The following is a 22519-nucleotide window of genomic DNA, read 5'->3' on the forward strand; positions in this document are numbered from 1 at the left end:
ACCGGTGGCCGCGCCAGGCGGGGCCGTCCGATCGGGCGGGGGCTTGGACCCGGAAAGGGCCCGGACATCCAGTAGAAAACGGAGCATCGCTCTCACCGCCTGTGGGACGACTCCGGCCCGAGGGATGTCACGGGCCCTTTTCCGTGCCCTTTTCCGTGCCCGCGGACTCTTTCCGTCTCCTTCCCTGCCCCATCCGCCCCTCCGGTGCGCATACCCTGCGTAGCGGCGCCGTACGGCCCCGCGAGCGGACGGTGAGCGGGTGACGGCCCGCTGAGGTCGCGGGTCGCCGTGGGCGCCGTGGGCCGGTAGCGTTCCCGCAAGCGGTTCGGCGGGATGGGACGACCAGGGCCCGCGACGAGGCCGGGAACGGGCCGGGAAGGGCCGAGCGAGGAGCGGAATTGGTGCGGGACATCCTGCCGGAACGACCGCCGGGCACCGGCGAGCCCCACACCGGCGCGGCCGACACCGGCGCGGCCGACACCGGCGCGGCTCCGGCTCCGGCCGCCGCCACCGCGGCGCCCGCGCCGGAACGGCCGGCGCGAGGGTGGCTGCGCCGGGGCGGACGGGCCGGATGGCCGCGCACGCTGCTGGCCGTCGCCGCCGGGCTGGTGCTGTGGCTGGCCTTCCCGCCCGCCGACCTGACCCCGATGGTGTTCCCCGGCGTGGCGCTGCTGACCCTGGCGGCGCACGGCGTGCCCGCCCGCACCGGCGCGTGGCTGGGCCTGGTGGCGGGGCTGGTGTTCTTCGTGCCCGTCCTGGAGGGCCTGGTGGTGATCGGGACGGACGCCTGGCTGCTGCTGGCCGCCGTCCAGGCCCTCTACTTCGTCCCCATGGGCGCGGGCGTGGCACTGGTCACCCGGCTGCCCGCCTGGCCGGTGTGGGTGGCGGCGCTGTGGGTGGCCGAGGAACTGGTGCGCGGGCGGGTCCCGTTCGGCGGGTTCCCCTGGGCGCGGCTGGCCTTCAGCCAGACCGCCACGCCGCTGACGCCGTACGCGTCGCTGGGCGGGGCGCCGCTGGTCTCGTTCGTCACCGCCCTGATCGGCGCGCTGCTGGCCTACGGCACGGTCGCCGTCCTGCGCGCCCGGCACCGGGAGGACGCGGCGGCGCTGACCTGGGCGGCGGTCCTGCGCGCGTCCGCGAGGCCCGTCGCGGTCGCGGTGGCGGCGATGGCCGCGCTGATCGGCGGCGGCCCGGCGATCCCCACCCCGTCGGCGGGACGGCCGGTCACCGTCGCGGTCATCCAGGGCAACGTGCCGCGCCTGGGCATGGACTTCAACGCCCAGCGCAAGGCGGTGCTCGACAACCACGTCCGGGTCACCTACGAGCTGGCCGAGCGGGTGAGGGCGGGCGAGGTCGCGCGTCCCGAACTGGTGGTGTGGCCGGAGAACGCCAGCGACCTGGACCCCTACGCCGAGCCGGACGCCCGCGCCGCCATCGAGGGGGCCGTGCGCGCCGTCGGCGTCCCGGTCCTGGTCGGCGCGCTCACCGACACCCCGGACGGGTCGCAGGTGGAGAACCGCGGGATCGTGTGGGACCCGGTCCGCGGCCCCGGCGACTACTACGTCAAGCGGCACCCGGTGCCGTTCGGCGAGTACCTGCCGTTCCGCGGCGTCCTCACCAAGCTGATCAGCCGGTTCGAGCGGATCCCGCGCGACTTCGCCCACGGCACCCGCGACCCGGTGATGCGGCTGGGCCCGGCCACCATCGGCGACGTGATCTGCTTCGAGGTCGCCTACGACGCCGAGGTCCGCGACGCCGCCGCCGGGGAGCTGGTGGTGGTGCAGACCAACAACGCCACCTACGGCCGGACCAGCCTTCCGCCGCAGCAGATCGCGATGTCCCGGCTGCGCGCGGTCGAGCATGGCCGTACGATCTTGGTTGCCGCGACCAGCGGCATCAGCGCCATCGTGGCCCCGGACGGGCGGATGATCGACAAGTCCGGGGAGTTCGTGCCCGACATCCAGGTGGCCTCCGTCCCGGCGCGCACCACGCGGACGATCGCCGACCGGGCCGGCGCCGTCCCGGAGTGGGCGCTGGCCGCGCTCGGCGCGGGCGCGGCGGCCGTGGCGCTCTGGCTCACCCGCCGCGGAGCGGTCGCCGGCGGTAACGCGTTCACCGGCAGGAAGAACGAGGGGAATTGACGCCGATGGAGATCCCAGCCGATCTCGGCCGGGTGCTCGTGATCATCCCGACCTACAACGAGCGGGACAACATCGAGGGCATCGTCGGCCGGGTGCGCGCGGCGGCGCCGCCGGTGGACGTGCTGATCGTCGATGACGCCAGCCCGGACGGGACGGGGAAGCTGGCCGACGGCCTGGCCGCCGCCGACGACCATGTCAAGGTGCTGCACCGGACGGGCAAGGAGGGGCTGGGCCCCGCCTACGTCGCCGGTTTCCGCTGGGCGGCCGAGAACGGCTACGACGTCATGGTGGAGATGGACGCCGACGGCTCGCACCAGCCCGAGGAGCTGCCGCGGCTGCTGACGGCGCTGCGCGACGCCGACCTGGTGATCGGCGCCCGCTGGATCCCCGGAGGGAAGGTGGAGAACTGGCCGGTGACGCGGGAGGCGCTGTCGCGCGGCGCCAACACCTACGCCCGGCTGCTGCTGGGCATGCCCCTGCACGACGCCACCGGCGGGTTCCGCGCGTTCCGCGCCGCCACGCTGGAGAAGATCGGGCTGGAGGGCGTGGACTCGCGCGGCTACTGCTTCCAGATCGACCTGGCGCTGCGCGCGCTGCGCGAGGGCCTGCGGGTGGTGGAGGTCCCGATCACCTTCGTGGACCGGGTGCACGGGACGAGCAAGATGAGCGGGGACGTGTTCGCCGAGGCGGCCTGGCGGGTGACCCGCTGGGGCGTGGAGAACCGGCTGGGCCGCCTGCGCGGCCGCCGCTGACCCGCGCCGGCACGGCCCCCTGGCGGCGGCAGAGCCTGCGGCAGGGGCGGCGCGGAGGGCCGGTCCCGGCCGGAAACGTTCGCGTCCGTCCCGGCGTTGACCAGGACAGAGGCCCCGCGCCCGGGCCGTCCGTATCGCCGACCCGTCCATCCGTCCCCGCGAACCCCGAGTTGGAGCCATGACGGCACTCGTAACGCTGCTGGTGATGCTGCTGGTCCCCGTCCTGGAGATCCTGGTGATCGTCCAGCTGGCGGGGCTGATCGGCGGCTGGTGGACGATGGCGGCGCTGGTGGCCACCAGCGTGCTGGGCGGCTGGATCGTGCGGCGCGAGGGGCGGCGGGCCTGGCGGGCGCTGGAGAAGGCGCTGCGGCGCGGGACGCCGCCCGACCGGGAGCTGTCGGGCACCGCCCTGGTGCTGGCCGGTGGGCTGCTGCTGGTGGCGCCCGGGTTCCTCACCGACGTGGCCGGGCTGCTGCTGGTGCTGCCGTTCACCCGCCCGGTGATGCGCAGGCTGCTGACCGCCTACGGGGCGCGGCGGCTGCGGGCCGCCGAGGCGCGCGGCGCGGTGTTCCCGCCGGGGATGGGCGGTCAGGCGTTCGGCCGGTACGGCGGCCCGTTCGGCGCCGCCGGGGACGGCGCGGCCGGGCGGCCCGAGGGCCGGGTGGTGCAGGGCGAGGTCATCGAGGACGAGGCCGTCGGGGGCGACGTGATCGAGGGCGAGATCGTCAAGGACGACGACCGCCGTGGCCGGCGCCCGTAGCGCCGTGCGGTGGTGCCGGACATGGTTGAGCCCGTGCCGCCGGGGGGATGGGGGCACGGGCTCAACGTCGTCGCGAAACGCCGTCACGAACCCGCCGGGAGGCGGATCCGGGCCTGTCAGGCGGTCTTGCGGCGGCCGGCGCGCAGGATCTCCAGGCGCTCGGCCAGGACCTCCTCCAGGTCCTCCACGGTGCGGCGCTCCATCAGCATGTCCCAGTGGGTACGCGGCGGCTTGCCCTTCTTGGCCTGCGGCAGCTCACCGTCGACCCGAAGGGCGGTCGCGCCGCAGTTACGGCATTCCCAGGTCATCGGCACCTCGGCCTCGGCCGCGAGCGTCACGGTGAACCGGTGGCCCTTGGTGCAGGTGTAGTCGACCTCCTGGCGGGGGGCCAGATCGGTGTTGCGATCGTTCTCGTAGCTCGTCGCTCCGAGACGGGTGCCGCGAAGTGCGCGCTCGGCCATCGTCACGTGCCTCCCAGACGGCTTGCATTCTCGCCTTGCCCAACGCTGGATACCGTCACAAGATTCCCCGAACGTACGGCGTTCAACCGCACGGCCGCACAGGTGGCAGATCAACGGGAGACCCGATGGTCTCCGCCTTCGGGCACCGCGGGGGCGGCTGCTGCTGTACGACCGCAACCGGGTGGTCGTCCGGCAGTCGCCCAAGGCGGGCGCGGGTGAAGCCGGAGACGGCGATCACCCTGTACAGCAAGAGGATCGGGGAGTAGGCCCGCCGCGGCCACGGGTCCTCTCCGGCGCTGATCAGCCGCGCTTGGTGAGGACCTCGTCGATCAGCCCGTACTCCTTGGCCTCCTCGGCGGTGAAGTAGCGTTCGCGGTCCAGGTCGCGGCGGATGCCGGCGGGGTCCCGTCCGGTGGCCTCGGCCAGGATCAGCGCCATCTGCTCGCGGAGCCGCAGGATCTCGCGCGCGGCGATCTCCATGTCGCTGGACTGCCCGCGGATCGCGCCCTCCACGGCGGGCTCGTGCAGCAGGATCCGGGAGTGGACGAGCGCCGCCCGCCGTCCTCTGGTGCCGCCGGCCAGCAGGATCGCGGCGGCGGAGGCGGCCTGCCCGATGCAGGTGGTCTCGATCTCCGGCTTGATGTACTGCATGGTGTCGTGGATCGCCAGCATCGCCGTCAGCGACCCTCCGGGCGAGTTGATGTAGAGGCTGACGGGACGGTCGGGGTCCATGCCCTCCAGCGCCAGCAGCTGGGCGGTGACGTCGTTGGCGGCGGTGTCGTCGACCTGTGTGCCCAGGAAGACGATGCGGTCCTCGAACAGCTTGTTGTAGGGCGTCATCTCCTTGGTGCCCCAGGAGGTGCGCTCCACGAACGACGGCATCACGTACCGGGCGCGGGGCGGCTCCGGCCCGGCGGCGCCGCCCCGTACGCCGTGCGGCGCGGCCCTCACGACCCCACCCGGTCGGTGGTGTCGATGACGTGGTCGACCAGGCCGTAGTCCCTGGCCTCCTCGGCGGTGAACCAGCGGTCCCGGTCGGAGTCGGCCTGGATCTCGGCGAGGCTGCGGCCGGTGTGGAAGGCGTGCCGCTCGGCCAGGATCGTCTTGAGGTAGAGGGACTGCTCGGCCTGGATCTTGATGTCGGAGGCGGTGCCGCCGATGCCGCCGTGCGGCTGGTGCATCATCACCCGGGCGTGCCGCAGGGCGTACCGCTTGCCGGGGGCGCCGGCGCATAGCAGCGTCTGCCCCATGGACGCGGCCATGCCCATCGCGACGGTGGAGACGTCGTTGGGGACGAACTGCATCATGTCGTAGATCGCCATCCCGGCGTCCACGACGCCGCCGGGGGAGTTGATGTACAGGGTGATGTCGCGCCGTTCGTCCTGGGCGGCCAGCAGGAGCAGCTGGGCGCACACCCGGTTGGCGAGCCGGTCGTCGATCTCCTGCCCCAGGAAGATGATCCGCTGGTCCAGGAGCCGCTGGAACAGCGCCTCGCTCGCCGGATGCTCGGGCGCCTCCACCGACGCCAGGGTCCGCCCGATGTAGGTCTCGGGCCGCGCCGCCCCGATCCCGCCGGGCTGCGTCCCGCCGGGCTCGCGTTCTTCCCGCATGGTGCCTCCGTCCATGGCCTTGCGATGACCCACAGAAATGATCTGTACGTTTCGTACGTTCTGTACGTTACGGACTGTACAGTCGCGCGCGGGAAGGGCCAAGGGGAGTTCGCCGTAAGATGAACAGCGTGGAGAAAGCGGTGACGGAGGCGCGCAAGGAGTTCGCCGACCTGGTGAACCGGGTGGCCTACACCGGCGAGCGCGTCGCGCTGACCCGGCGCGGCAAGGTCATGGCCGCGCTGGTGTCCGCGGAGGATCTGGAGCTGCTGGAGAGCCTGCGGTCGGGGCGGCTCGGCCTCGTCCAGCCCGGTGTGAGCGGGCAGGTGGACGAGCGGCCCGCGCCGCAGCCCGCTCCTCCGGCGCAGCCGGCTCCGCTGCGCATCGCCGCCGAGTACCGGCCGCCGGGGCCGGGCCCGCAGCGGCCGCCGGGGCCGGGCCCGCAGCGGCCGCCGGGGTTCGGCCGCTAGCGCGGGTCAGCGGTCGGCGTCGACGGTGACCGACCGGCCGGGACGCGGCCACAGGCCGCGGGCGGTGAGCACGTCCCGCAGCGTGAGCAGGTCGTCGGTCATGATGCCGTCGATGCCCAGGTCCAGCAGGCGTTCCATCTCGTCGCGCCGGTTGACGGTCCAGGCGTGCACCTGCAGGCCCAGCGTGTGCGCCTGGGCGATGAACGACTTGGTGACGAACGGCAGCCGTCCCAGGCCGTAGGGGACCTGGGCGCAGGCGACGCCGGTGGAGGCCAGCCGCACCAGCTTGGCGGTGGGGCCGCCGTAGGACTTGGCGCGCAGGGCCATCACGCCGCGGGGGCCCAGCGCCATGCACACCTGCTGATCGGTGAACAGCGGCAGGCGCGCCCGCATCTGCGCCAGGCGGCGCGTGGAGAACGAGGTGATGCACACCCGGTTCCACGCCTTGGTGCGGTGCAGCACCTGGGCGAGGGGGCCGATGACGGGCGCGTCCTTCAGGTCGATGTTGACGCGGGCCTCCGGGAAGGAGCCCAGCACGTCCTCCAGGCGGGGGATCGGCTCGGTGCCGCCGATGCGGGCCCGGGCGACCTGCGCGTAGGGCAGCCTGGCGATCGTGCCGGTGCTGTCGGTGACGCGGTCGAGGGTGCGGTCGTGGAAGGCGACCACGACGCCGTCGGCGGTGGCGTGGGCGTCGGTCTCCAGGTAGCGGTAGCCCAGGTCGATGGCGCGCTGGAAGGCGGCCATGGAGTTCTCGGGGGAGTCTCCGGCGCCGCCGCGGTGCGCGAACGGGATGGGGCCGGGATGGTCCAGGAATTCGAAGGTGCTGGGCACTCACCCGATTATGGCGGGTGGCGGCGCGCCGGGCGATCCGGCGTGCCGGATCCCTCCTGAACCGGTCCGTACCTTACAACGTCAAGGCGCGGGGAGGGTGTTACGGTCGCTTCTTCCACGGAAACGAGTGAAGGCTGATGCGACCATGAGCGATCCCGCGGAGTACCGCGCCACCTTCGAGCTGGTGGACGCCGACGGCGACGGCTACATCTCCACGGCCGAGCTGAGGAACGTGATGAGGGCGCTGGGGCGGGAGATCACCGAGACCCGGGCCGTGGAGGTGATGGTGGACGCCGACCGCAACCGGGACGGGCGGATCTCCCTGGAGGAGTTCGCGGAGCTGATGGCGACCGCCGAGACCTGACGGGCACCGGCCCCGCGGCTGCGGGAACCGGACGGCCGGGGGGCGGGGACGCGGTGGTCAGGTGGCCCATTCGCGGCGGCGCGCCTCGGCCAGGGCGATGGCGGTGGCGATGGCGACGTTGAGGGATCCGACGCGGCCGATCTGGGGGATGTAGGCGACGGCGTCGGCCTCCGCGAGCAGGGCGGGGGAGCAGCCGTGGTCCTCGCCGCCGACGGCCAGGCAGACGTCGCCGTCCAGTGGCGCCTGGTGCAGGGGGACGGCGTCGCCGGTGAGCTCGACGGCCACCAGCCGCAGCCCTTCGGCGCGGATCGCGGCGGCGGCCTTGGCGGGGGTGCCGGCGTGTTCCCAGGGGACGAGGCGTTCGGTGCCGAGGGCGGTCTTGGCGGCGTTGCGGTGGGTGGGGTCGATGGCGTTGCCGGCCAGCCAGAGGCGTTCGACGCCGAAGACGGCGGCGGTGCGGATGATCGTGCCCATGTTGAAGGGCTGGGTGACCGATTCCACCAGCAGTCCCAGGCGTGCCTCGGTGCGCCTGCGCCAGTCGCGGTTGAGGCGTTTGACGTCGGTGGGGCGCAGCTGCCTGCGAGCCTGCTGCTCTTTGGGGGTGCCGGTCATGGGGTCGCGGTTCCGTGTCCGTCGGGTCGGGGCTGGTCGGGTAGAGGTTGGTCGGGTAGAGGTTGGTCGGGTGGGGTGGCGGGCGCGGTGACGGCCAGGACGCGGTAGGCCGAGCGGGACGCCAGGCGGGTGGTGGGCAGGCCCTGGTCGTTGAGCCAGCGGTGCAGGGAGTCCGAGCCCAGGTGTTTCTGGACGACCAGGTGGGCGGTGCCGCCGGGGGTGAGGCGGGGGAGCCAGGCCAGCAGCAGGTCGTGCAGGGCGGTCTTGCCGATGCGGATGGGCGGGTTGGACCAGATCGCGGCGAAGCGCAGGCCGGGGTCGATCGTGTCCGGCAGGCTGAACCTTACATTGTCAAGGCCGGCGGTTGTGGCGTTGCCCCTGGCCAGGTCGAGGGCGCGTTCGTTGACATCCACCCCGTACACGCTCGCCTGCGGCGAGCGTCGCGCCATGGTGAGCGCGATCGGGCCGTATCCGCAGCCGAGGTCGAGGAGGTCGCCGGTGGGCGGGGGAGGGGGGACGGTCTCCAGGAGGATGCGGGTGCCGGGGTCGACGCGGTCGGGTGAGAACATGCCGGCGTCGGTTTCCAGGCGCAGGTGCAGGTCGGGCAGGACCAGGTCGATGGTGCGGCGGCGCCCGGCGGCCGTGGGCCGCCCGGTGAAGTAGTGTTCCCCCACGTTGGCCGACGGTATCGCGGCTAGGGCAGGCGGGCGAACCAGAACAGGGAGGTGCCGCCCGCGGCGAGGGCGAGGAGCAGGGCGATGCCGGTGAAGCGGGCGGCGACGTCGCGGTGTTCGGTCTTGAAGCCCAGTGAGGTGCCGATGCTGTCGTAGACCTCCGACAGTTCGCTGCCGTCGGCGGCCTCGTAGGCTTTGCCGCCGGCGCCTTGGGCGAGGCCGCGGAGGGTTTCCTTGTTGACCGAGACGCTGGTGGTCTCGCCTTCGATGTCGACGGTGCCGTAGGGGGTGCCGAAGGCGATGGTGGAGACGGGGACCTGGGCGGCGCGGCTGGCGTCGATGGCTTCGGGGACCGAGCGTCCGGTGGTGTTGTCTCCGTCGGAGAGCAGGACGATGTGGGCGGGTGGCGGGTCCTGGGACGCCTGGGCGTCGAAGGAGCGGACGGCTTGCAGGGAGGTGAAGACGGCTTCGCCGATGGCGGTGCGTTTGGCGAGGACGAGCTGGTCGATGGAGGCGATGGCGGACTGGCGGTCGGTGGTGGGGGAGGCGACGAGGTTGGCGGAGCCGGCGAAGGCGACGACGCCGACGTTGAAGCGGGCGGGCAGGTCGCGGATGAACTTCTTGGCGGCGTCCTTGGCGGCTTGGAAGCGGTCGGGTGGGACGTCCTTGGCCATCATGGACAGGGAGACGTCGACGGCGACGATGATGGTGGCGCGGTCGCGGGGGACTTTGACGCTGGTGGCGGGCCGGGCGAAGCCGATCATGAGGATGAGGAGCATGGCCAGGAACAGTCCGGCGGCCACGTGGCGGCGCCAGCCGGGTCGCCGGGGGGCGACCCGGGAGAGCAGGGCGAGGTTGGTGAAGCGCACGGCGTAGTTGCGGCGGCGCATCTGGAGCAGGACGTAGGCGCCGATGATCAGTGGCAGGAGGGTGAGCAGCCAGAGCCGTTCGGGTGACAGGAACGTCATGGGCTCCTCCTCGGGCGCGGCCCCGGGTGGTGCTGTGCCGGGGCGCTGGGGCGGGCGCTCATGGGCGTGCTCCGGATCTGCCGAGGGCGCGTCCGGCGGCGCGGCGCTGGCGAAGGGTGAAGCGAGCGACGTCGGCGACCCAGTCGCGGTCGGTGCGCAGGACCAGGTGGTGGGCGCCGCAGCGGCGCAGGGCGGTGCGGGTGCGGTCGCGTTGGGCGGCGGCGGCCGCGGCGTAGCGTTCGCGGACGCGGCGGGACAGGACGATCTCGTGGACGGTGCCGGTTTCGGGGTCGGTCATCTCGACCAGGCCGATGTCGGGGAGGTCGAGTTCGCGGGGGTCGATGATCTCGACGGCGAGGACCTGGTGGCGGGCGGCGAGGCGGCGTAGGGGTTTCTCCCAGGGCGGGGGGCCGTGGGGGGTGTCGGCGGTGTGGGGGTCGCCGGTGGGTGGGAGGAAGTCGGAGATGACGACGCGCAGGCCGCGGCGGGTCTGGCCGCGGTCGAGTGAGGTGATGGCGGCGGCGAGGTCGGGGGCGGGCCTGACGCCGGGGTGGGACGCGGTGGCGGGGTGGCGGGTGCGGCGGGGGGTGGGGTCGTCGTCGCCGGTGGGGGTGTTCAGGACGGCTTCGAGCAGGGCGTACAGGGCGGCCTTGCCGGTGCGGGCGGGCCAGCGGCCCAGGCCGGTGGGGTGCAGGAGGTAGGCGCCGACGCGGTCGCCGAGGCGGACGGTGAGGAAGCCGACGGCGGCGAGGGCGGCGGCGGCCAGGTCGCGTTTGATCACGGTGCCGGTGCCGAAGTCCATGCTGGGGGTGAGGTCCATGAGGGCCCATGCCTCCAGCTCGTGGTCGGCGATGAGGTCGCGGACGTGGGGGGTGGTGGTGCGGGCGGTGACGGCCCAGTCCATGTGGCGGACGTCGTCCTCGCCGGGCTGGTAGAGGCGGGCTTCGGCGAGTTCGGTGCCGGGGCCGGGGAGGAGGCCGAGGTGCTCGCCGTTGAGGAGTCCTTCGAGTTTGCGGGTGACGGCCAGTTCCAGGCGGCGCAGGGTGCGTTCGGGGGCGAGGGCGGCGGTGCGGGCGCGGCGTGCGCTCGCCGTCGCGCCGCCGGGGGCACCGGTGGCGTCGTGGTGCGGCCGGGGTGCGCCGGTGGTCACTGGGCGGTCACCGTGCCGTGGTTCCAGACGACGCGGGGCGGGGGGACGGCGGCCAGGATCTGGGCGACGACGTCGGCGGTCTCGACGCCGTCGGCGAGGGCGTCGAAGGTGAGGACGATGCGGTGGGACATGACGTCGCGGGCGACGGCGCGTACGTCGTCGGGCAGGACGTAGTCGCGGCCGTTGACCAGGGCCAGGGCGCGGGCGCAGGCGACCAGGCCGAGGGTGGCGCGGGGGCTGGCGCCGATCTCGATGACCTGGCGCAGGTCGGGCAGGCGGTACTGGTCGGGTTCGCGGGTGGCCATGACGAGCCGGACGATGTAGTCGGCGATCAGTTCGTGGACGGAGACCTCTTCGGCGGCGCGCTGGAGGCCGATGAGGCGTTCGGGGTCCAGGATGCGGTCGGCCTCGGGTGGGTCGACGCTCATGCGCTGGAGGATCTGGAGTTCTTCGTGGGCGCCGGGGTAGCGGACGTCGATCTTCATCAGGAAGCGGTCGCGCTGGGCTTCGGGGAGGGGGTAGACGCCTTCGGATTCGATGGGGTTCTGGGTGGCCAGGACGATGAAGGGGTTGGGGACGGGGTAGGTGTTGCCGCCCAGGGAGACCTGGCGTTCGGCCATGACCTCCAGGAGGGCGGACTGGACCTTGGCGGGGGCGCGGTTGATCTCGTCGGCGAGGACGAAGTTGACGAAGATCGGGCCGAGTTCGACGTCGAACTGCTCGGTGGAGGGGTGGTAGATGCGGGTGCCGACGATGTCGGAGGGCACCAGGTCGGGGGTGAACTGGAGGCGGGCGAAGGTGCCGCCGACGACCTGGGCGAGGGTGCCCACGGCGAGGGTCTTGGCGACGCCGGGGACGCCTTCGATGAGGCAGTGGCCGCGGGCGAGCAGCGCGACGACCATGCGCTCGACCATGTGTTCCTGGCCGACGATGACCTTTTTGACCTCGGCGACCGTGTGCTGCAGGAGCGCGGCGGCCTGGTCGATGTCCTGCGCTGCGACGGTCATCTCCCCGTCCTTCACTGTTCTCACCGTTTCGCGCTGTCCGTGCGGGTGCCGGTGGCGCATTCCGACCTTACGCGATCACATGTACCCATTGGCGGCGGATGGCTCCCACGGGGGGTGCGGGTGGGCGGCGTGGTCCGTGCCGTGCCTGGTGCCGGGGGTGGGTGGTGGGTATCGGTGCTGGTGGCCGGTGTGGCATGGGCTGTGGGCGTGCCGGGGGTCAGCCTGCCATCGGTGGCTGTAAGAACGCTGTAAAAGGGGCGGTGGCAGGGTTTTACCTCGGGTGGGCGGTTGTAGTCTGGCGGCCATGTCCAGGCCGTTGCCTCCGGGTGATCCCGTACAGGTGGGGCCGTACCGGTTGGAGGCGCGGCTGTCGGAGACCCAGGCGGGGATCGTGTACCTGGGGGTGGACGAGGCGGGGCGGCGCGCGAGCGTGGCGGTGCTGAACCGGGGCGCGGCCGGGGACGCGGCGGCGCGGGACCGGTTCCGCGCGGCGATCGCGTCGTCGCTGCCGGGTCCGGGGCGGCCTGGGGGGGACGGGGACGCGGCTCCGGTGGTGGCGGCGCAGCCGGAGGGCCCGGCGCCGTGGGTGGCGACGTCCTATGACGGTGAGCGGTCGGGCCGGGTGGGGGCGGAGCGGTTCCTGGCGCCGGTGATGCTGGAGGGCGGGGTCGGCGGCCGGCGGTGGGCGGTGTGGCGCGGGCCGCGGTTCCAGCCGTACTGGCTGGGGTCGGGTGAGCCGGCGTTGGAGCGCCCGCCGGTTCCCGAGCCGGTCGGGGCGCCGCCGGAGCGTGCCGAGCGGGGCCTGGTGGGGGCGCTGCTGACGTTGGCGGCGATTCTGGCGTTGCTGGTGTTGCTGATGCTGTTGCTGTTCGCGTGTCAGCCGAAGGTGAGCCAGCCGCCGCCGCAGCCGCCCGATCCGCCGTCGCAGTCGCCGTCTCCGGCGCCGACGCCTTCGAGCGGGGAGCCGTCGCCGCCGCCGCGGCCGTCGCCGACGGAGGCGCCGACGGGTTCGCCGGGGCCGCGGCCGACCGATGGGGAGGAGCCGGGTGAGCCGGATCCGGTGAACCGCCCGGCCCGGTAACGCGGATGCGGGGGTATGCCCGGAAATTGGGGGAGACGGGCGGCGCCGGCTCTGGGAGGATGGCCGGGTGCTGGAGAATCTGGTCGCCTTTGTCGGGGCCGCGGTCCTGATCGCGCTGGTGCCGGGGCCGAGCACGGTGGTGATCATGCGGTCGTCGATGCGGTCGGGCCGCCGCGCGGGGCTGGCCACCGTCCTGGGGAACGAGACCGGGGTGGTGCTGTGGGGGGTGTCGGCGGCGCTGGGCCTGTCGGCGCTGCTGGCGGCGTCGCGGGTGGCCTATGACGGGATGCGGGTCGCGGGCGCGGTGGTGCTGGTGTACTTCGGGGCCAGGGCGCTGTGGCAGGCCCGCCGCGGCGGCCTCGTGGACGGCATCGAGGTGGTGGAGGGCGGTGGCGGGGTGCGGCTGGGCCGCTGCTACCGGCTCGGGTTGATCACCAATGCCGCGAACCCGAAGGCGGGGGTGTTCGCGGTGTCGTTCCTGCCGCAGTTCGTGCCCGAGGGCGCGCCCGTGCTGCCGGTGCTGGTGGCCTTGTCGGTGTTGTGGGTGGTGATCGACCTGCTCTGGTACCTGGTGGTGGTGTGGGCGGTGGACGCGGCGCGGCGCACGTTCGCCCGTCCGGGGGTGCGGCGCCGCCTGGAGCAGGTGTCGGGCGTGGTCCTGGTCGGGCTGGGTGTGCGGCTGGCCGCCGAGACCCGCTGACCGCGTGGGAGGACGCTGACCGCGAGCGGCGGAGGTGAGGGTGATGCGGTGCCCGCAGTGCGGTGCTGACACCGGGACGGACGCGCAGCCGTGCCCGCGCTGCGGCGCCACCCCGCTCCCCGCCGAGCCCGCCGGCCCGGCCGCGGCGGGGCCGGAGCGGGAGGCGGCGGACGACCCGACGCTGGTGGAGACGCGGTTCGCCGACATCCCGCCCGCGGAGGAGACCTTCGCCGCGCCCGGCGTGCGGGTGCGGCCGCGCAGGCGGGGGCCGTCGGCGTACGCGGGCTGGCTGGTGGCGGGGGCGTTCGCGCTGGCGCTGGCCTCGGTCCTGATCGTGCTGTGGCCCTCCGACCGTGCCCGGCAGGGCGCGTCCACCGGCGGGAGCGCCCCGCAGCAGCAGACCGCGCCGCAGGGGACGGCGGGTGAGGCGTCGCCGGCCGTCTCGGGCACGGGCGTGGGGCCGGAGGTGGGCCGGGAGCGGTTCTTCGTGGACACCTTCGCCGCGGCCGAGGGGTACGAGCAGCCCGCGGCGTCCGGTGCCCCGGTCGGTGAGCTGCGCAGGGGCAGGCACTATGTGTTCTGCAAGCGGTGGGGGCAGCGGAGGGAACGCAACGGCGGTGAGGACTTCAACCACTGGTGGCTGCTGACCGATCTGGACGAGGTGTACGCGAGCGGGGGCGCGTCGCGCGCGTGGGTGCCCGCGCTGTACCTGACGCATTGGGGCAACGACGAGGCCAAGGACAACGCGGGCCGGGACATCCCGGTCTGCCCGCGCTGAGCCGTACCGCCGGTGGCGGCGGGGTGGGTGCTCTAGCGTGGCGGGCATGAGTACGCTGGGCGAGCCGGCGGCGGTCGCGGGCGGGCGGGAGCGGGTGGCCGCGGCGGCAGGTGCCGCGCAACGCCCGCCTGTGCCTGGACATGCTGCGCGCCGAGCTCACCGCCTTCTGACCTCCGCGATCAGGGGTGCCCCGGCGGTCGTGGCGGGCCGTGGTCAGGTGGGGCCGTGGTCTTCGGCGGGGACGGGCCCGGTCCGGGTCCAGTCGAAGGAGCGTTCGACGGCGCGTTTCCAGTTGTGGTATTCGGCGGCGCGGCGGGCGGGGTCCATGGCGGGGACCCAGCGGGCGGCGCGGTGCCAGTTGCGGCGCAGCCCTTCCAGGTCGGCCCAGTATCCGACGGCCAGCCCGGCGGCGTAGGCGGCGCCCAGCGACACGGTCTCCACCACCATGGGCCGGACGACGGGGACGTTGAGGACGTCGGCGACGCATTGCATGAGCAGGTTGTCGGCGGTCATGCCGCCGTCGGACTTGAGTTCGCGCAGGGCCAGGCCGGAGTCGCGGTTCATCGCGTCCACCACCTCGCGGGTCTGCCAGGCGGTGGCCTCCAGGACGGCGCGGGCCAGGTGCCCTTTGGTGATGTAGGAGGTCAGGCCGACGATGACGCCGCGGGCCTCGGCGCGCCAGTGGGGGGCGAACAGGCCGGAGAAGGCGGGGACGATGTAGCAGCCGCCGTTGTCGTCGACGGTGCGGGCCAGCGTCTCGATCTCGGGGGCGGTGGTGATGAGGCCGAGGCCGTCGCGGAACCACTGCACCAGCGCGCCGGTGATGGCGATGGACCCTTCCAGCGCGTAGACGGCGGGCTCGTCGCCGATCTTGTAGCCGACGGTGGTGAGCAGGCCGTTGGCCGAGCGGATCGGTTCCTTGCCGGTGTTCATCAGCAGGAACCCGCCGGTGCCGTAGGTGCATTTGGTCTCGCCGGGGCTGTAGCAGGTCTGGCCGAACAGGGCGGCCTGCTGGTCGCCGAGGGCGGCGCCGATCCGCACGCCGGGGAACACGCGGCGGGCGGTGCCGTAGATCTCGGTGGAGGAGCGGATCTCCGGGAGCATGGCGCGGGGGACGCCGAAGAAGGCCAGCAGGTCGTCGTCCCAGGACAGGGTGGCCAGGTCCATCAGGAGGGTGCGGCCGGCGTTGGTGACGTCGGTGACGTGGACGCCGCCGTCGGTGCCGCCGGTCAGGTTCCAGATCAGCCAGCTTTCCATGGTGCCGAACAGCACTTCGCCGCGTTCGGCGCGTTCGCGCAGGCCGGGGGTGTGGTCGAGCATCCAGGCGATGCGGGGCGCGGAGAAGTAGGTGGCCAGGGGCAGGCCGGTGCGTTCGGGGACCAGGGCGTCGGTGCGGGTGTCCTGCCACACCACGGCGCGGCCGACGGGCAGGCCGGTGACGCGGTCCCACAGGACGGTGGTCTCGCGCTGGTTGGCGATGCCGGCGGCGGCGACCTGCCCGGGGGTGACGCCGGCCTGGGCGAGGGCCTCGGGGGCGATGCGTTCCAGGTTGCGCCAGATCTCCAGGGCGTCGTGCTCGACCCAGCCGGGTTTGGGGAAGTGCTGGCGGTGCTCGCGCTGGGCGACCGACACCAGCCGGCCGCTGTGGTCGAACAGGATGCACCGGGTGGAGGTGGTGCCCTGGTCGATCGACATCACGTACCGCTCGGTCATGCCGCCCCCGCCCGGGGGGTGTTACCAGCGGGAGGCGCCCAGGTCACGGGACACGGCGCGGGAGGCGTCGCGGACGTAGGCGACCAGGCCGGGGTCGGGGACGCGGCGGGCGGCGCCGCCGGCGGAGGGGCCGGCGGAGGGGTCGGTGCGGCAGATGCGCTCGACGGCGCCGGACACGCCGATGGCGCCGACGACCAGGCCGCCGTGGCCGCGGATGGGCGCGGCGATGGACGCCTCGCCCAGCGCCATCTCCTCGATCTCGGCGGCCCAGCCCTGTTCGCGGACGCGGGTAAGGGAACGGGCCAGGGCGCGGTGGTCGGTGATGGTGCGGCGGCAGTACGCCTCCAGCTCGGTGCCGCGGATGCTGGCGGCGGCGTTGACGTCGTGGGCGAGCAGGGCCTTGCCCAGGGCGCTGGCGTGCAGGGGCAGCAGCGTGCCGATGTCCATGGCCTGCAGCGAGTCGTCGGGGCGGAACACGTGGTGGACGACCAGGACCTTGCCGTCCAGCAGGGTGCCGATGCGGACGGCCTCGCCGCTGCGGGCGGCCAGCGCGTCGGCCCAGTTGATGGCGCGGGAGCGCAGCTCGTTGACGTCCAGGTAGCTGGTGCCCAGGTGCAGCAGGGCGGCGCCGAGCTGGTATTTGCCGGTGGCCTCGTCCTGCTCGACGAATCCGACGCGTACCAGGGTGCGCAGGATGCCGTGGACGGTGCCGCGCGCCAGTCCCAGGGAGGCGGCCAGCTCGCCGACGCCCAGGCGGCCGGAGCTGGCCGCCAGCAGCCGGAGGATGGCCGCGGCCCGCTCGATCGACTGCACCGGTCCCGGCATGGGCCCGATCCTATGTTTCCCGGAAGGGTGCCGACAATGTCGGCGCCCGCCGTCATTGCCGGGGGAACCGGGCGGGCCAGCCCGTTCCCTGTGATCTGGGGCATATCCGGGAGGGTAATGTGCGCGCCGCCGCAGCGAAAGTGTTCGACATTGTCGGCAGATGTCCGTTGACCGGTGGTATGTCCCGGCTTAGCGTCCTCGGCAGCCGAAGGGCCGTCTCGTCCCGCCGATGAGGGGCCCGCAGGCCACGGACGCCCGCGGGGCCCGCTCCCCACACCCCGCACCGCACGGCACCGCATCGGATCGCATCCGTACCGGCGCCGGGGTCCACCCACCGGCACGGCGGGTCCCGCGGGCGCCCTCCCACCCCCGCTTCGCCAAGGGAGGCACGGTTGTGACCGAGAAGAGCAGCATGGACGGGGCCGGCGGCGCCCCGCCGGAGACGGCCGCGATCCCCGGCGGGGCGCTGGGCGCCGTGCTGGCCGAGTTCGCCGGGACGATGATCCTCATCCTGTTCGGCGTCGGCGTCGTCGCGCAGGTCGCCGGCGCGGAGATCGGCGACCACGACAGCATCGCCTGGGCCTGGGGGCTGGGCGTCACGCTCGGCGTGTACGTGGCGGCGCGGGCCAGCGGCGCGCACCTCAACCCCGCGGTGACGGTCGCGCTCGCGGTGTTCCGCGAGTTCCCCTGGCGCCGTGTCGCGCCCTACGCGCTGGCGCAGACCGCGGGGGCGTTCGTGGCGGCGCTGATCGTGCGGTGGAACTACTCCGAGGTGCTCGGCGCCGTCGACCCCGGCCACACCATCAAGACCCAGGGCGTGTTCTCCACCCTGCCCGGCAACGGGACCCTGCCGGTGTCGTCGCTGGGCGCGCTGCGCGACCAGATCATCGGCACCGCGATCCTGCTGTTCCTGGTGCTGGCGATCACCGACGCCCGCAACGACGGCCCGCTGGCCAACCTGGCGCCGTTCGTCATCGGCCTGGTCGTCGTCGCGATCGGGATGGCGTGGGGCACCGACGCCGGGTACGCGATCAACCCCGCCCGCGACTTCGGTCCGCGCCTGGCCTCGTTCCTGACCGGGTACGGCGGCGCGTGGCGCGACCAGTACGGCGACCTGTACTTCTGGGTCCCCATCGTCGGCCCGCTGGTGGGCGGCGTGCTCGGCGCCGGCCTCTACAAGGCCCTGATCGGCCGGTTCCTGCCGGGCCCGTCCGCGCCCGAGCCCCAGCCCGCGCCCGCCACGGTGCCGGCCGAGGCCGCCTGACCCCCACCACGCCCCGAGGGCGCGGCCCGCGCGGGCCGCGCCCGCCCCCACCAGGAGAGTTATCGATGAGCGAGTTCGTCGGAGCGGTCGACCAGGGCACCACCAGCACCCGGTTCATGATCTTCGACCATGGCGGCAACGAGATCGCCCGCCACCAGCTGGAACACGAGCAGATCCTGCCCCGCGCCGGCTGGGTGGAGCACAACCCCACCGAGATCTGGGAACGCACCCGCGCCGTCATCCAGACCACGCTGACCACCGCGAACCTGGGCCCCGGCGACCTGGCCGCCCTCGGCATCACCAACCAGCGCGAGACCGCCGTGGTGTGGGACCGGCGCACCGGCCGCCCCTACTACAACGCGATCGTGTGGCAGGACACCCGCACCGACCGCATCGCCGCGGCGCTGGAACGCGACGGCCGCGGCGAGGTGATCCGCCGCAAGGCGGGCCTGCCCCCCGCGACCTACTTCTCCGCCGGGAAGATCCAGTGGATCCTGGAGAACGTCGACGGCGTCCGCGAGGCCGCCGAAGCCGGTGACGCGCTGTTCGGCACGACCGACACCTGGCTGCTGTGGAACCTGACCGGCGGCACCGACGGCGGCGTCCACGTCACCGACGTCACCAACGCCAGCCGCACGATGCTGATGGACCTGGAGACCCTGGACTGGGACGACGAACTGCTGGGCTTCTTCGGCATCCCCCGCGCCATGCTCCCGCGGATCCGCCCCTCCTCCGACCCCCGCGGCTACGGCACCACCCGCGACGACGGGCCGCTGGGCGGGCAGGTCCCGCTGACCGCCGCGCTCGGCGACCAGCAGGCCGCCACCGTCGGCCAGGTCTGCTTCGACCCCGGCCAGGCCAAGAACACCTACGGCACCGGCAACTTCCTGCTGCTCAACACCGGCACCCAGCCGGTGCGGTCGGCCAACGGCCTGCTGACCACCGTGTGCTACCAGCTCGGGCGGGACGCCCCCGTCTACGCGCTGGAAGGGTCGATCGCGGTGACCGGGTCGGCGGTGCAGTGGCTGCGCGACCAGCTCGGCATCATCTCCGGCGCCGCGCAGAGCGAGTCGCTGGCCCGGCAGGTGGAGGACAACGGCGGCGTCTACTTCGTCCCGGCCTTCTCCGGCCTGTTCGCCCCGTACTGGCGCTCGGACGCGCGCGGCGCCATCGTCGGGCTGTCCCGCTTCAACACCAACGCGCACGTGGCGCGCGCGACGCTGGAGGCGATCTGCTACCAGACCCGCGACGTGGTGGAGGCGATGCGGGAGGACTCCGGCGTCGCCCTGGACGTGCTGAAGGTCGACGGCGGCGTCACCGCCAACGAGCTGTGCATGCAGATCCAGGCCGACGTGCTGGGCGTGCCGGTGTCACGGCCGGTGGTGGCCGAGACCACCGCGCTGGGCGCCGCGTACGCGGCCGGGCTGGCCACCGGGTTCTGGAAGTCCACCGACGAGCTGCGGCAGAACTGGAACCAGGACCGCCGCTGGGAGCCGTCCTGGGACGAGCGGCGCCGCGAACGCGGCTACGCCGGCTGGAAGAAGGCCGTCCAGCGCACCCTGGACTGGGTCGACCTGGACACGCCGGGCGAGGGCACGGCCGGCTGACCCGACGCGGGCGGGGCCCGGGCACCGGCACCCGGCCCCGCCCGCCCCCCTCCTTCCGACGGCCCTTCCGACGGCCCTTCTGACGGCCCTTCCGACGCCATGAGGAGCTTGCAGTGACATCGGTACCCCTGGGACCGCAGTACCGCCGGGACGCCCTGAGGCGCCTGGCCGACACCGAGTTCGACGTGCTGGTGGTCGGCGGCGGCATCGTCGGCGCCGGCGCCGCGCTGGACGCGGTCTCCCGCGGCCTGTCGGTCGCGCTGGTGGAGGCCCGCGACTGGGCCGCCGGCACCTCCTCCCGCTCCAGCAAACTGATCCACGGCGGCCTGCGCTACCTGGAACAGCGCGACTTCGGCCTGGTCCGCGAGGCGCTGCGGGAGCGGTCCCTGCTGCTGACCCGCCTGGCCCCGCACCTGGTACGCCCCGTGCGGTTCCTGTACCCGCTGCGGCACCGGGTGTGGGAACGCTGCTACGTCGGCGCCGGCGTCACCCTGTACGACACGCTGGGAGGAACCCTCGGCGGGGCCCTGGGCGGCGGCCGGGTGATGCCCCGGCACCGGCAGCTCACCCGCGGCGGCGCGCTGCGCGAGGCGCCGGGACTGCGCGCCGACGCCCTGGTCGGCGCCATCCAGTACTACGACGCGCAGGTCGACGACGCCCGCTACACCATGATGGTCGCCCGTACCGCCGCCCACTACGGCGCGTGCGTGCTCACCCGCGCCGAGGCCACCGGGTTCCTGCGGGAAGGCGAACGGGTCACCGGCGCCGCCGTGCTGGACGCCGAGTCCGGCGCGGAGATCCCCGTGCGCGCCCGCCGCGTCGTCAACGCCACCGGGGTGTGGACCGACGGCGCCGGGCGGATGGCGCAGACCCGCACGCCCTTCAGCGTCCGCGCGTCCAAAGGCGTGCACCTGCTGGTGCGCCGCGACCGCATCCCCCTGCGCACCGGGCTGATCACCCGCACCGACAAGAGCGTCCTGTTCGTCATCCCCTGGGGCCGGCACTGGATCATCGGCACCACCGACACCCCCTGGGACCACGGACCCGACGAGGCCGCCGCCGACACCGCCGACGTCGACTACCTGCTGGACCAGGTCAACACGCTGCTGCGCGTCCCCCTGGAGCGCCAGGAGGTGGTCGGCGTCTACGCCGGGCTGCGGCCGCTGCTGTCGGGCGACGGCGGCGACACCACCCGGCTATCACGCGAGCACACCGTCGCCGAACCCGTCCCCGGCCTGGTGGTGGTGACCGGCGGGAAGTTCACCACCTACCGGGTCATGGCACAGGACGCCATCGACACGGCCGCCGCCGGCCTGGACACCGCCGTCCCCGCCTCGGTCACCGCGCGCCTGCCGATCCTGGGCGCGGTCGGCTCCGAGGTGCTGTGGAACGAGCGGCACCGCCTGGCCGCCGAGTCCGGCCTGCACGTGGCGCGCGTGGAACACCTCCTCCAGCGGTACGGGGCGTGCGCGACCGACCTGCTGTCCCTCATCGCGCGGGACGCCGGGCTGGGCGAGCCCGTCCCCGGCGCCCCCGACTACCTGCGCGCCGAGGCCGTGTACGCCGTCACCCATGAGGGCGCGCTGCACCTGGAGGACGTGCTGTCGCGCCGCACCCGCATCACCATCGAGGAGCAGGACGGGGGAGTGGCGGCCGCCTCCCACGTGGCCGAGCTGATGGCACCGGTGCTGGGGTGGGACGCCGCGCAGGTGCCCGCCGAGGTCGACGCCTACGTGCGGCAGGTGCGAGCCGAGCGGGGGGAGGAGGGCCCGCTGCCCGGAGAACACGCGGCCTGCCCCGCCCCCGCGTGACCAACTGAACCTTCACCGACGTCAGGGGCCCTGCTCACCAGGGGACGGCGCGGACGCTGATGTGGCCGTCGGCGGGGTTGTAGTAGGAGACGAGCAGGTCACGGCGGGTGCTGAGCTCGGGGTGGCCGATGTAGGCGCGGCAGAGGTCGAGGCCGGATTGGCCGCCGCAGGGCATGCGTCCCCGGCGGAGGGGTTCCCAGGGGCCGGTGGGGTGGGGTGCGCGCCAGATCTGGAAGTCGCCGCCCAGGGTGCGTTGCTCGATGAGGGCGTAGCCGTCGCCGGTGGTGGTGTAGTCGGCGGCGTGGACGGCGAGGGGTGCGCCGCCGGGGAGGACGGTGGTGGCCTGGGCGGGGTCGGGGGTCCAGCCGCGGGGGGTGTGCCAGCGGTAGGCGGCGGGGTTGGTCCAGGCGTGGGGGCGGGCGGGGACGCGTGCGAGGGTGACGCGGCCGTTGGTGCAGGTGCCGAAGGCTTGGGTGTCGCAGGTGGACCCGTACAGGTAGAGGTGGCCGCCGGTGATGATGGGCGAGCCGAGGGCGTGCTGGAAGGGCAGTCCGGTGGGGGTGGTGAACACGCGGGCCTGGGGGCCGAGGGCGTTGGTGGCGGGGCGGTACTGGACCAGGCCGAAGGCTTGGTTGGAGATGGTGGTGCCTTGGACGCACACGTCGTTGTGGGTGATGAGGAGGGTGTCGGTGCCGGGGATGGTGGTGACGCCTGAGATCCAGGACGCGCTGTAGGCGTTGCCGGGGATGGTGCATGGGGTGGTGGCGGGCTGTGGCGCGGGGCGCGGTGTGGGCTGTGGGGTGGGCTGGTGGCTGGTGGTGGGCAGGACGATGCCGGGGGGTGTGTGGAGCATGCCCTGTGGCGGGTGGGGGGGGGGGGGGGGGGGGGGGCGGGGGGGGGGGGGGGGGGGGTGGGGGGGGCTGGTGGGGGGGGGGGCGGGGGG

Annotated in this window: 23 protein-coding genes; 11 read left to right on the forward strand and 12 right to left on the reverse strand. The window is 73.8% G+C overall.

Annotated features, from left to right (window positions below):
* Positions 1 to 401 precede the first annotated feature (401 nt).
* From lnt to ACGWYJ_RS31615, 3 genes are all read left to right on the forward strand, one after another.
* Positions 402 to 2141 carry an apolipoprotein N-acyltransferase gene (gene lnt / locus ACGWYJ_RS31605; RefSeq protein ID WP_395110099.1) on the forward strand — a complete coding sequence of 580 codons (1740 nt, stop codon included), beginning with the start codon at positions 402 to 404 and terminating at the stop codon, positions 2139 to 2141.
* A 5-nt stretch (positions 2142 to 2146) separates the two neighbouring features.
* Positions 2147 to 2893, forward strand: a complete 747-nt coding sequence (locus ACGWYJ_RS31610; RefSeq protein ID WP_395110100.1) for a polyprenol monophosphomannose synthase — start codon at positions 2147 to 2149, stop codon at positions 2891 to 2893.
* Positions 2894 to 3071: 178 nt separating this feature from the next.
* Positions 3072 to 3653 carry an FxsA family protein gene (locus ACGWYJ_RS31615; protein WP_395110101.1) on the forward strand — a complete coding sequence of 194 codons (582 nt, stop codon included), beginning with the start codon at positions 3072 to 3074 and terminating at the stop codon, positions 3651 to 3653.
* Between the two features lie 116 nt (positions 3654 to 3769).
* Here ACGWYJ_RS31615 and ACGWYJ_RS31620 read toward each other — a convergent pair whose 3' ends face one another.
* From ACGWYJ_RS31620 to ACGWYJ_RS31630, 3 genes are all read right to left on the reverse strand, one after another.
* Entirely contained in the window at positions 3770 to 4114 is a 345-nt protein-coding gene (locus ACGWYJ_RS31620; protein WP_026401712.1) for an RNA polymerase-binding protein RbpA, read from the reverse strand.
* A 300-nt stretch (positions 4115 to 4414) separates the two neighbouring features.
* On the reverse strand, positions 4415 to 4996 hold the full coding sequence (locus ACGWYJ_RS31625) for an ATP-dependent Clp protease proteolytic subunit (RefSeq protein ID WP_395110119.1): 582 nt from the start codon (positions 4994 to 4996) through the stop codon (positions 4415 to 4417).
* 65 nt (positions 4997 to 5061) lie between these two features.
* Positions 5062 to 5724, reverse strand: coding sequence for a ClpP family protease (locus ACGWYJ_RS31630; protein WP_395110102.1), 663 nt, complete (start codon positions 5722 to 5724; stop codon positions 5062 to 5064).
* A 119-nt stretch (positions 5725 to 5843) separates the two neighbouring features.
* On the opposite strand from ACGWYJ_RS31630, the gene ACGWYJ_RS31635 reads away from it, so the two are divergent.
* Entirely contained in the window at positions 5844 to 6191 is a 348-nt protein-coding gene (locus ACGWYJ_RS31635; RefSeq protein ID WP_395110103.1) for a type II toxin-antitoxin system Phd/YefM family antitoxin, read from the forward strand.
* Positions 6192 to 6197: 6 nt separating this feature from the next.
* On the opposite strand, the gene ACGWYJ_RS31640 is transcribed toward ACGWYJ_RS31635, so the two are convergent.
* The gene (locus tag ACGWYJ_RS31640; RefSeq protein ID WP_395110104.1) at positions 6198 to 7022 is read right to left on the reverse strand and encodes a glycerophosphodiester phosphodiesterase; all 825 of its coding nucleotides are present in this window, start codon (positions 7020 to 7022) and stop codon (positions 6198 to 6200) included.
* A gap of 145 nt (positions 7023 to 7167) precedes the next feature.
* Between ACGWYJ_RS31640 and ACGWYJ_RS31645 the strand changes: the two genes are divergently transcribed.
* Positions 7168 to 7386: an EF-hand domain-containing protein gene (locus ACGWYJ_RS31645; RefSeq protein ID WP_395110105.1), complete on the forward strand. Its 219-nt coding sequence runs from the start codon at positions 7168 to 7170 to the stop codon at positions 7384 to 7386.
* Positions 7387 to 7443: 57 nt separating this feature from the next.
* Here ACGWYJ_RS31645 and ACGWYJ_RS31650 read toward each other — a convergent pair whose 3' ends face one another.
* Genes ACGWYJ_RS31650 through ACGWYJ_RS31670 form a run of 5 tightly spaced genes read right to left on the reverse strand, consistent with a single transcriptional unit; the run spans position 7444 to position 11797 of the window.
* The gene (locus ACGWYJ_RS31650; protein WP_395110106.1) at positions 7444 to 7998 is read right to left on the reverse strand and encodes a TrmH family RNA methyltransferase; all 555 of its coding nucleotides are present in this window, start codon (positions 7996 to 7998) and stop codon (positions 7444 to 7446) included.
* Positions 7995 to 8672 carry a class I SAM-dependent methyltransferase gene (locus ACGWYJ_RS31655; protein ID WP_395110107.1) on the reverse strand — a complete coding sequence of 226 codons (678 nt, stop codon included), beginning with the start codon at positions 8670 to 8672 and terminating at the stop codon, positions 7995 to 7997. Before ACGWYJ_RS31655 ends, ACGWYJ_RS31650 begins: the two co-directional genes overlap by 4 nt.
* 20 nt (positions 8673 to 8692) lie before the next feature.
* A complete protein-coding gene (locus tag ACGWYJ_RS31660) occupies positions 8693 to 9640 on the reverse strand; it encodes a VWA domain-containing protein (RefSeq protein ID WP_395110108.1) in 948 nt (315 codons plus the stop codon).
* 58 nt (positions 9641 to 9698) lie between these two features.
* Complete coding sequence (locus tag ACGWYJ_RS31665) at positions 9699 to 10790, reverse strand: DUF58 domain-containing protein (protein WP_395110109.1); 1092 nt, start codon at positions 10788 to 10790, stop codon at positions 9699 to 9701.
* On the reverse strand, positions 10787 to 11797 hold the full coding sequence (locus tag ACGWYJ_RS31670) for a MoxR family ATPase (protein ID WP_285693839.1): 1011 nt from the start codon (positions 11795 to 11797) through the stop codon (positions 10787 to 10789). The genes ACGWYJ_RS31665 and ACGWYJ_RS31670 overlap by 4 nt, the downstream gene beginning before the upstream one ends.
* A gap of 304 nt (positions 11798 to 12101) precedes the next feature.
* Here ACGWYJ_RS31670 and ACGWYJ_RS31675 point away from each other — a divergent pair, with 304 nt between their 5' ends.
* From ACGWYJ_RS31675 to ACGWYJ_RS31685, 3 genes are all read left to right on the forward strand, one after another.
* A complete protein-coding gene (locus tag ACGWYJ_RS31675; protein WP_395110110.1) occupies positions 12102 to 12878 on the forward strand; it encodes a hypothetical protein in 777 nt (258 codons plus the stop codon).
* Between the two features lie 67 nt (positions 12879 to 12945).
* Complete coding sequence (locus ACGWYJ_RS31680) at positions 12946 to 13578, forward strand: LysE family translocator (protein WP_395110111.1); 633 nt, start codon at positions 12946 to 12948, stop codon at positions 13576 to 13578.
* A gap of 43 nt (positions 13579 to 13621) precedes the next feature.
* A complete protein-coding gene (locus ACGWYJ_RS31685) occupies positions 13622 to 14356 on the forward strand; it encodes a hypothetical protein (RefSeq protein WP_395110112.1) in 735 nt (244 codons plus the stop codon).
* Between the two features lie 213 nt (positions 14357 to 14569).
* Here ACGWYJ_RS31685 and glpK (ACGWYJ_RS31690) read toward each other — a convergent pair whose 3' ends face one another.
* Together glpK (ACGWYJ_RS31690) and ACGWYJ_RS31695 are read right to left on the reverse strand one after the other, a co-directional pair.
* On the reverse strand, positions 14570 to 16069 hold the full coding sequence (gene glpK / locus ACGWYJ_RS31690) for a glycerol kinase GlpK (protein WP_395110113.1): 1500 nt from the start codon (positions 16067 to 16069) through the stop codon (positions 14570 to 14572).
* A 21-nt stretch (positions 16070 to 16090) separates the two neighbouring features.
* Positions 16091 to 16894 (reverse strand): IclR family transcriptional regulator, encoded by an 804-nt coding sequence (locus tag ACGWYJ_RS31695; protein ID WP_395110114.1) that lies wholly within the window; start codon positions 16892 to 16894, stop codon positions 16091 to 16093.
* A 394-nt stretch (positions 16895 to 17288) separates the two neighbouring features.
* Here ACGWYJ_RS31695 and ACGWYJ_RS31700 point away from each other — a divergent pair, with 394 nt between their 5' ends.
* From ACGWYJ_RS31700 to ACGWYJ_RS31710, 3 genes are all read left to right on the forward strand, one after another.
* Positions 17289 to 18158 (forward strand): MIP/aquaporin family protein, encoded by an 870-nt coding sequence (locus ACGWYJ_RS31700; RefSeq protein ID WP_395110115.1) that lies wholly within the window; start codon positions 17289 to 17291, stop codon positions 18156 to 18158.
* Positions 18159 to 18223: 65 nt separating this feature from the next.
* Positions 18224 to 19765: a glycerol kinase GlpK gene (gene glpK / locus ACGWYJ_RS31705; protein WP_395110116.1), complete on the forward strand. Its 1542-nt coding sequence runs from the start codon at positions 18224 to 18226 to the stop codon at positions 19763 to 19765.
* Between the two features lie 113 nt (positions 19766 to 19878).
* The gene (locus ACGWYJ_RS31710; protein WP_395110117.1) at positions 19879 to 21576 is read left to right on the forward strand and encodes a glycerol-3-phosphate dehydrogenase/oxidase; all 1698 of its coding nucleotides are present in this window, start codon (positions 19879 to 19881) and stop codon (positions 21574 to 21576) included.
* 34 nt (positions 21577 to 21610) lie between these two features.
* Here the strand turns inward: ACGWYJ_RS31710 and ACGWYJ_RS31715 are convergent, their stop codons facing one another.
* On the reverse strand, positions 21611 to 22429 hold the full coding sequence (locus ACGWYJ_RS31715; protein ID WP_395110118.1) for a hypothetical protein: 819 nt from the start codon (positions 22427 to 22429) through the stop codon (positions 21611 to 21613).
* Positions 22430 to 22519 lie beyond the last annotated feature (90 nt).

It is taken from the genome of Actinomadura sp. SCN-SB, from assembly GCF_043906805.1.
Classification (GTDB): Bacteria; Actinomycetota; Actinomycetes; order Streptosporangiales; family Streptosporangiaceae; genus Spirillospora.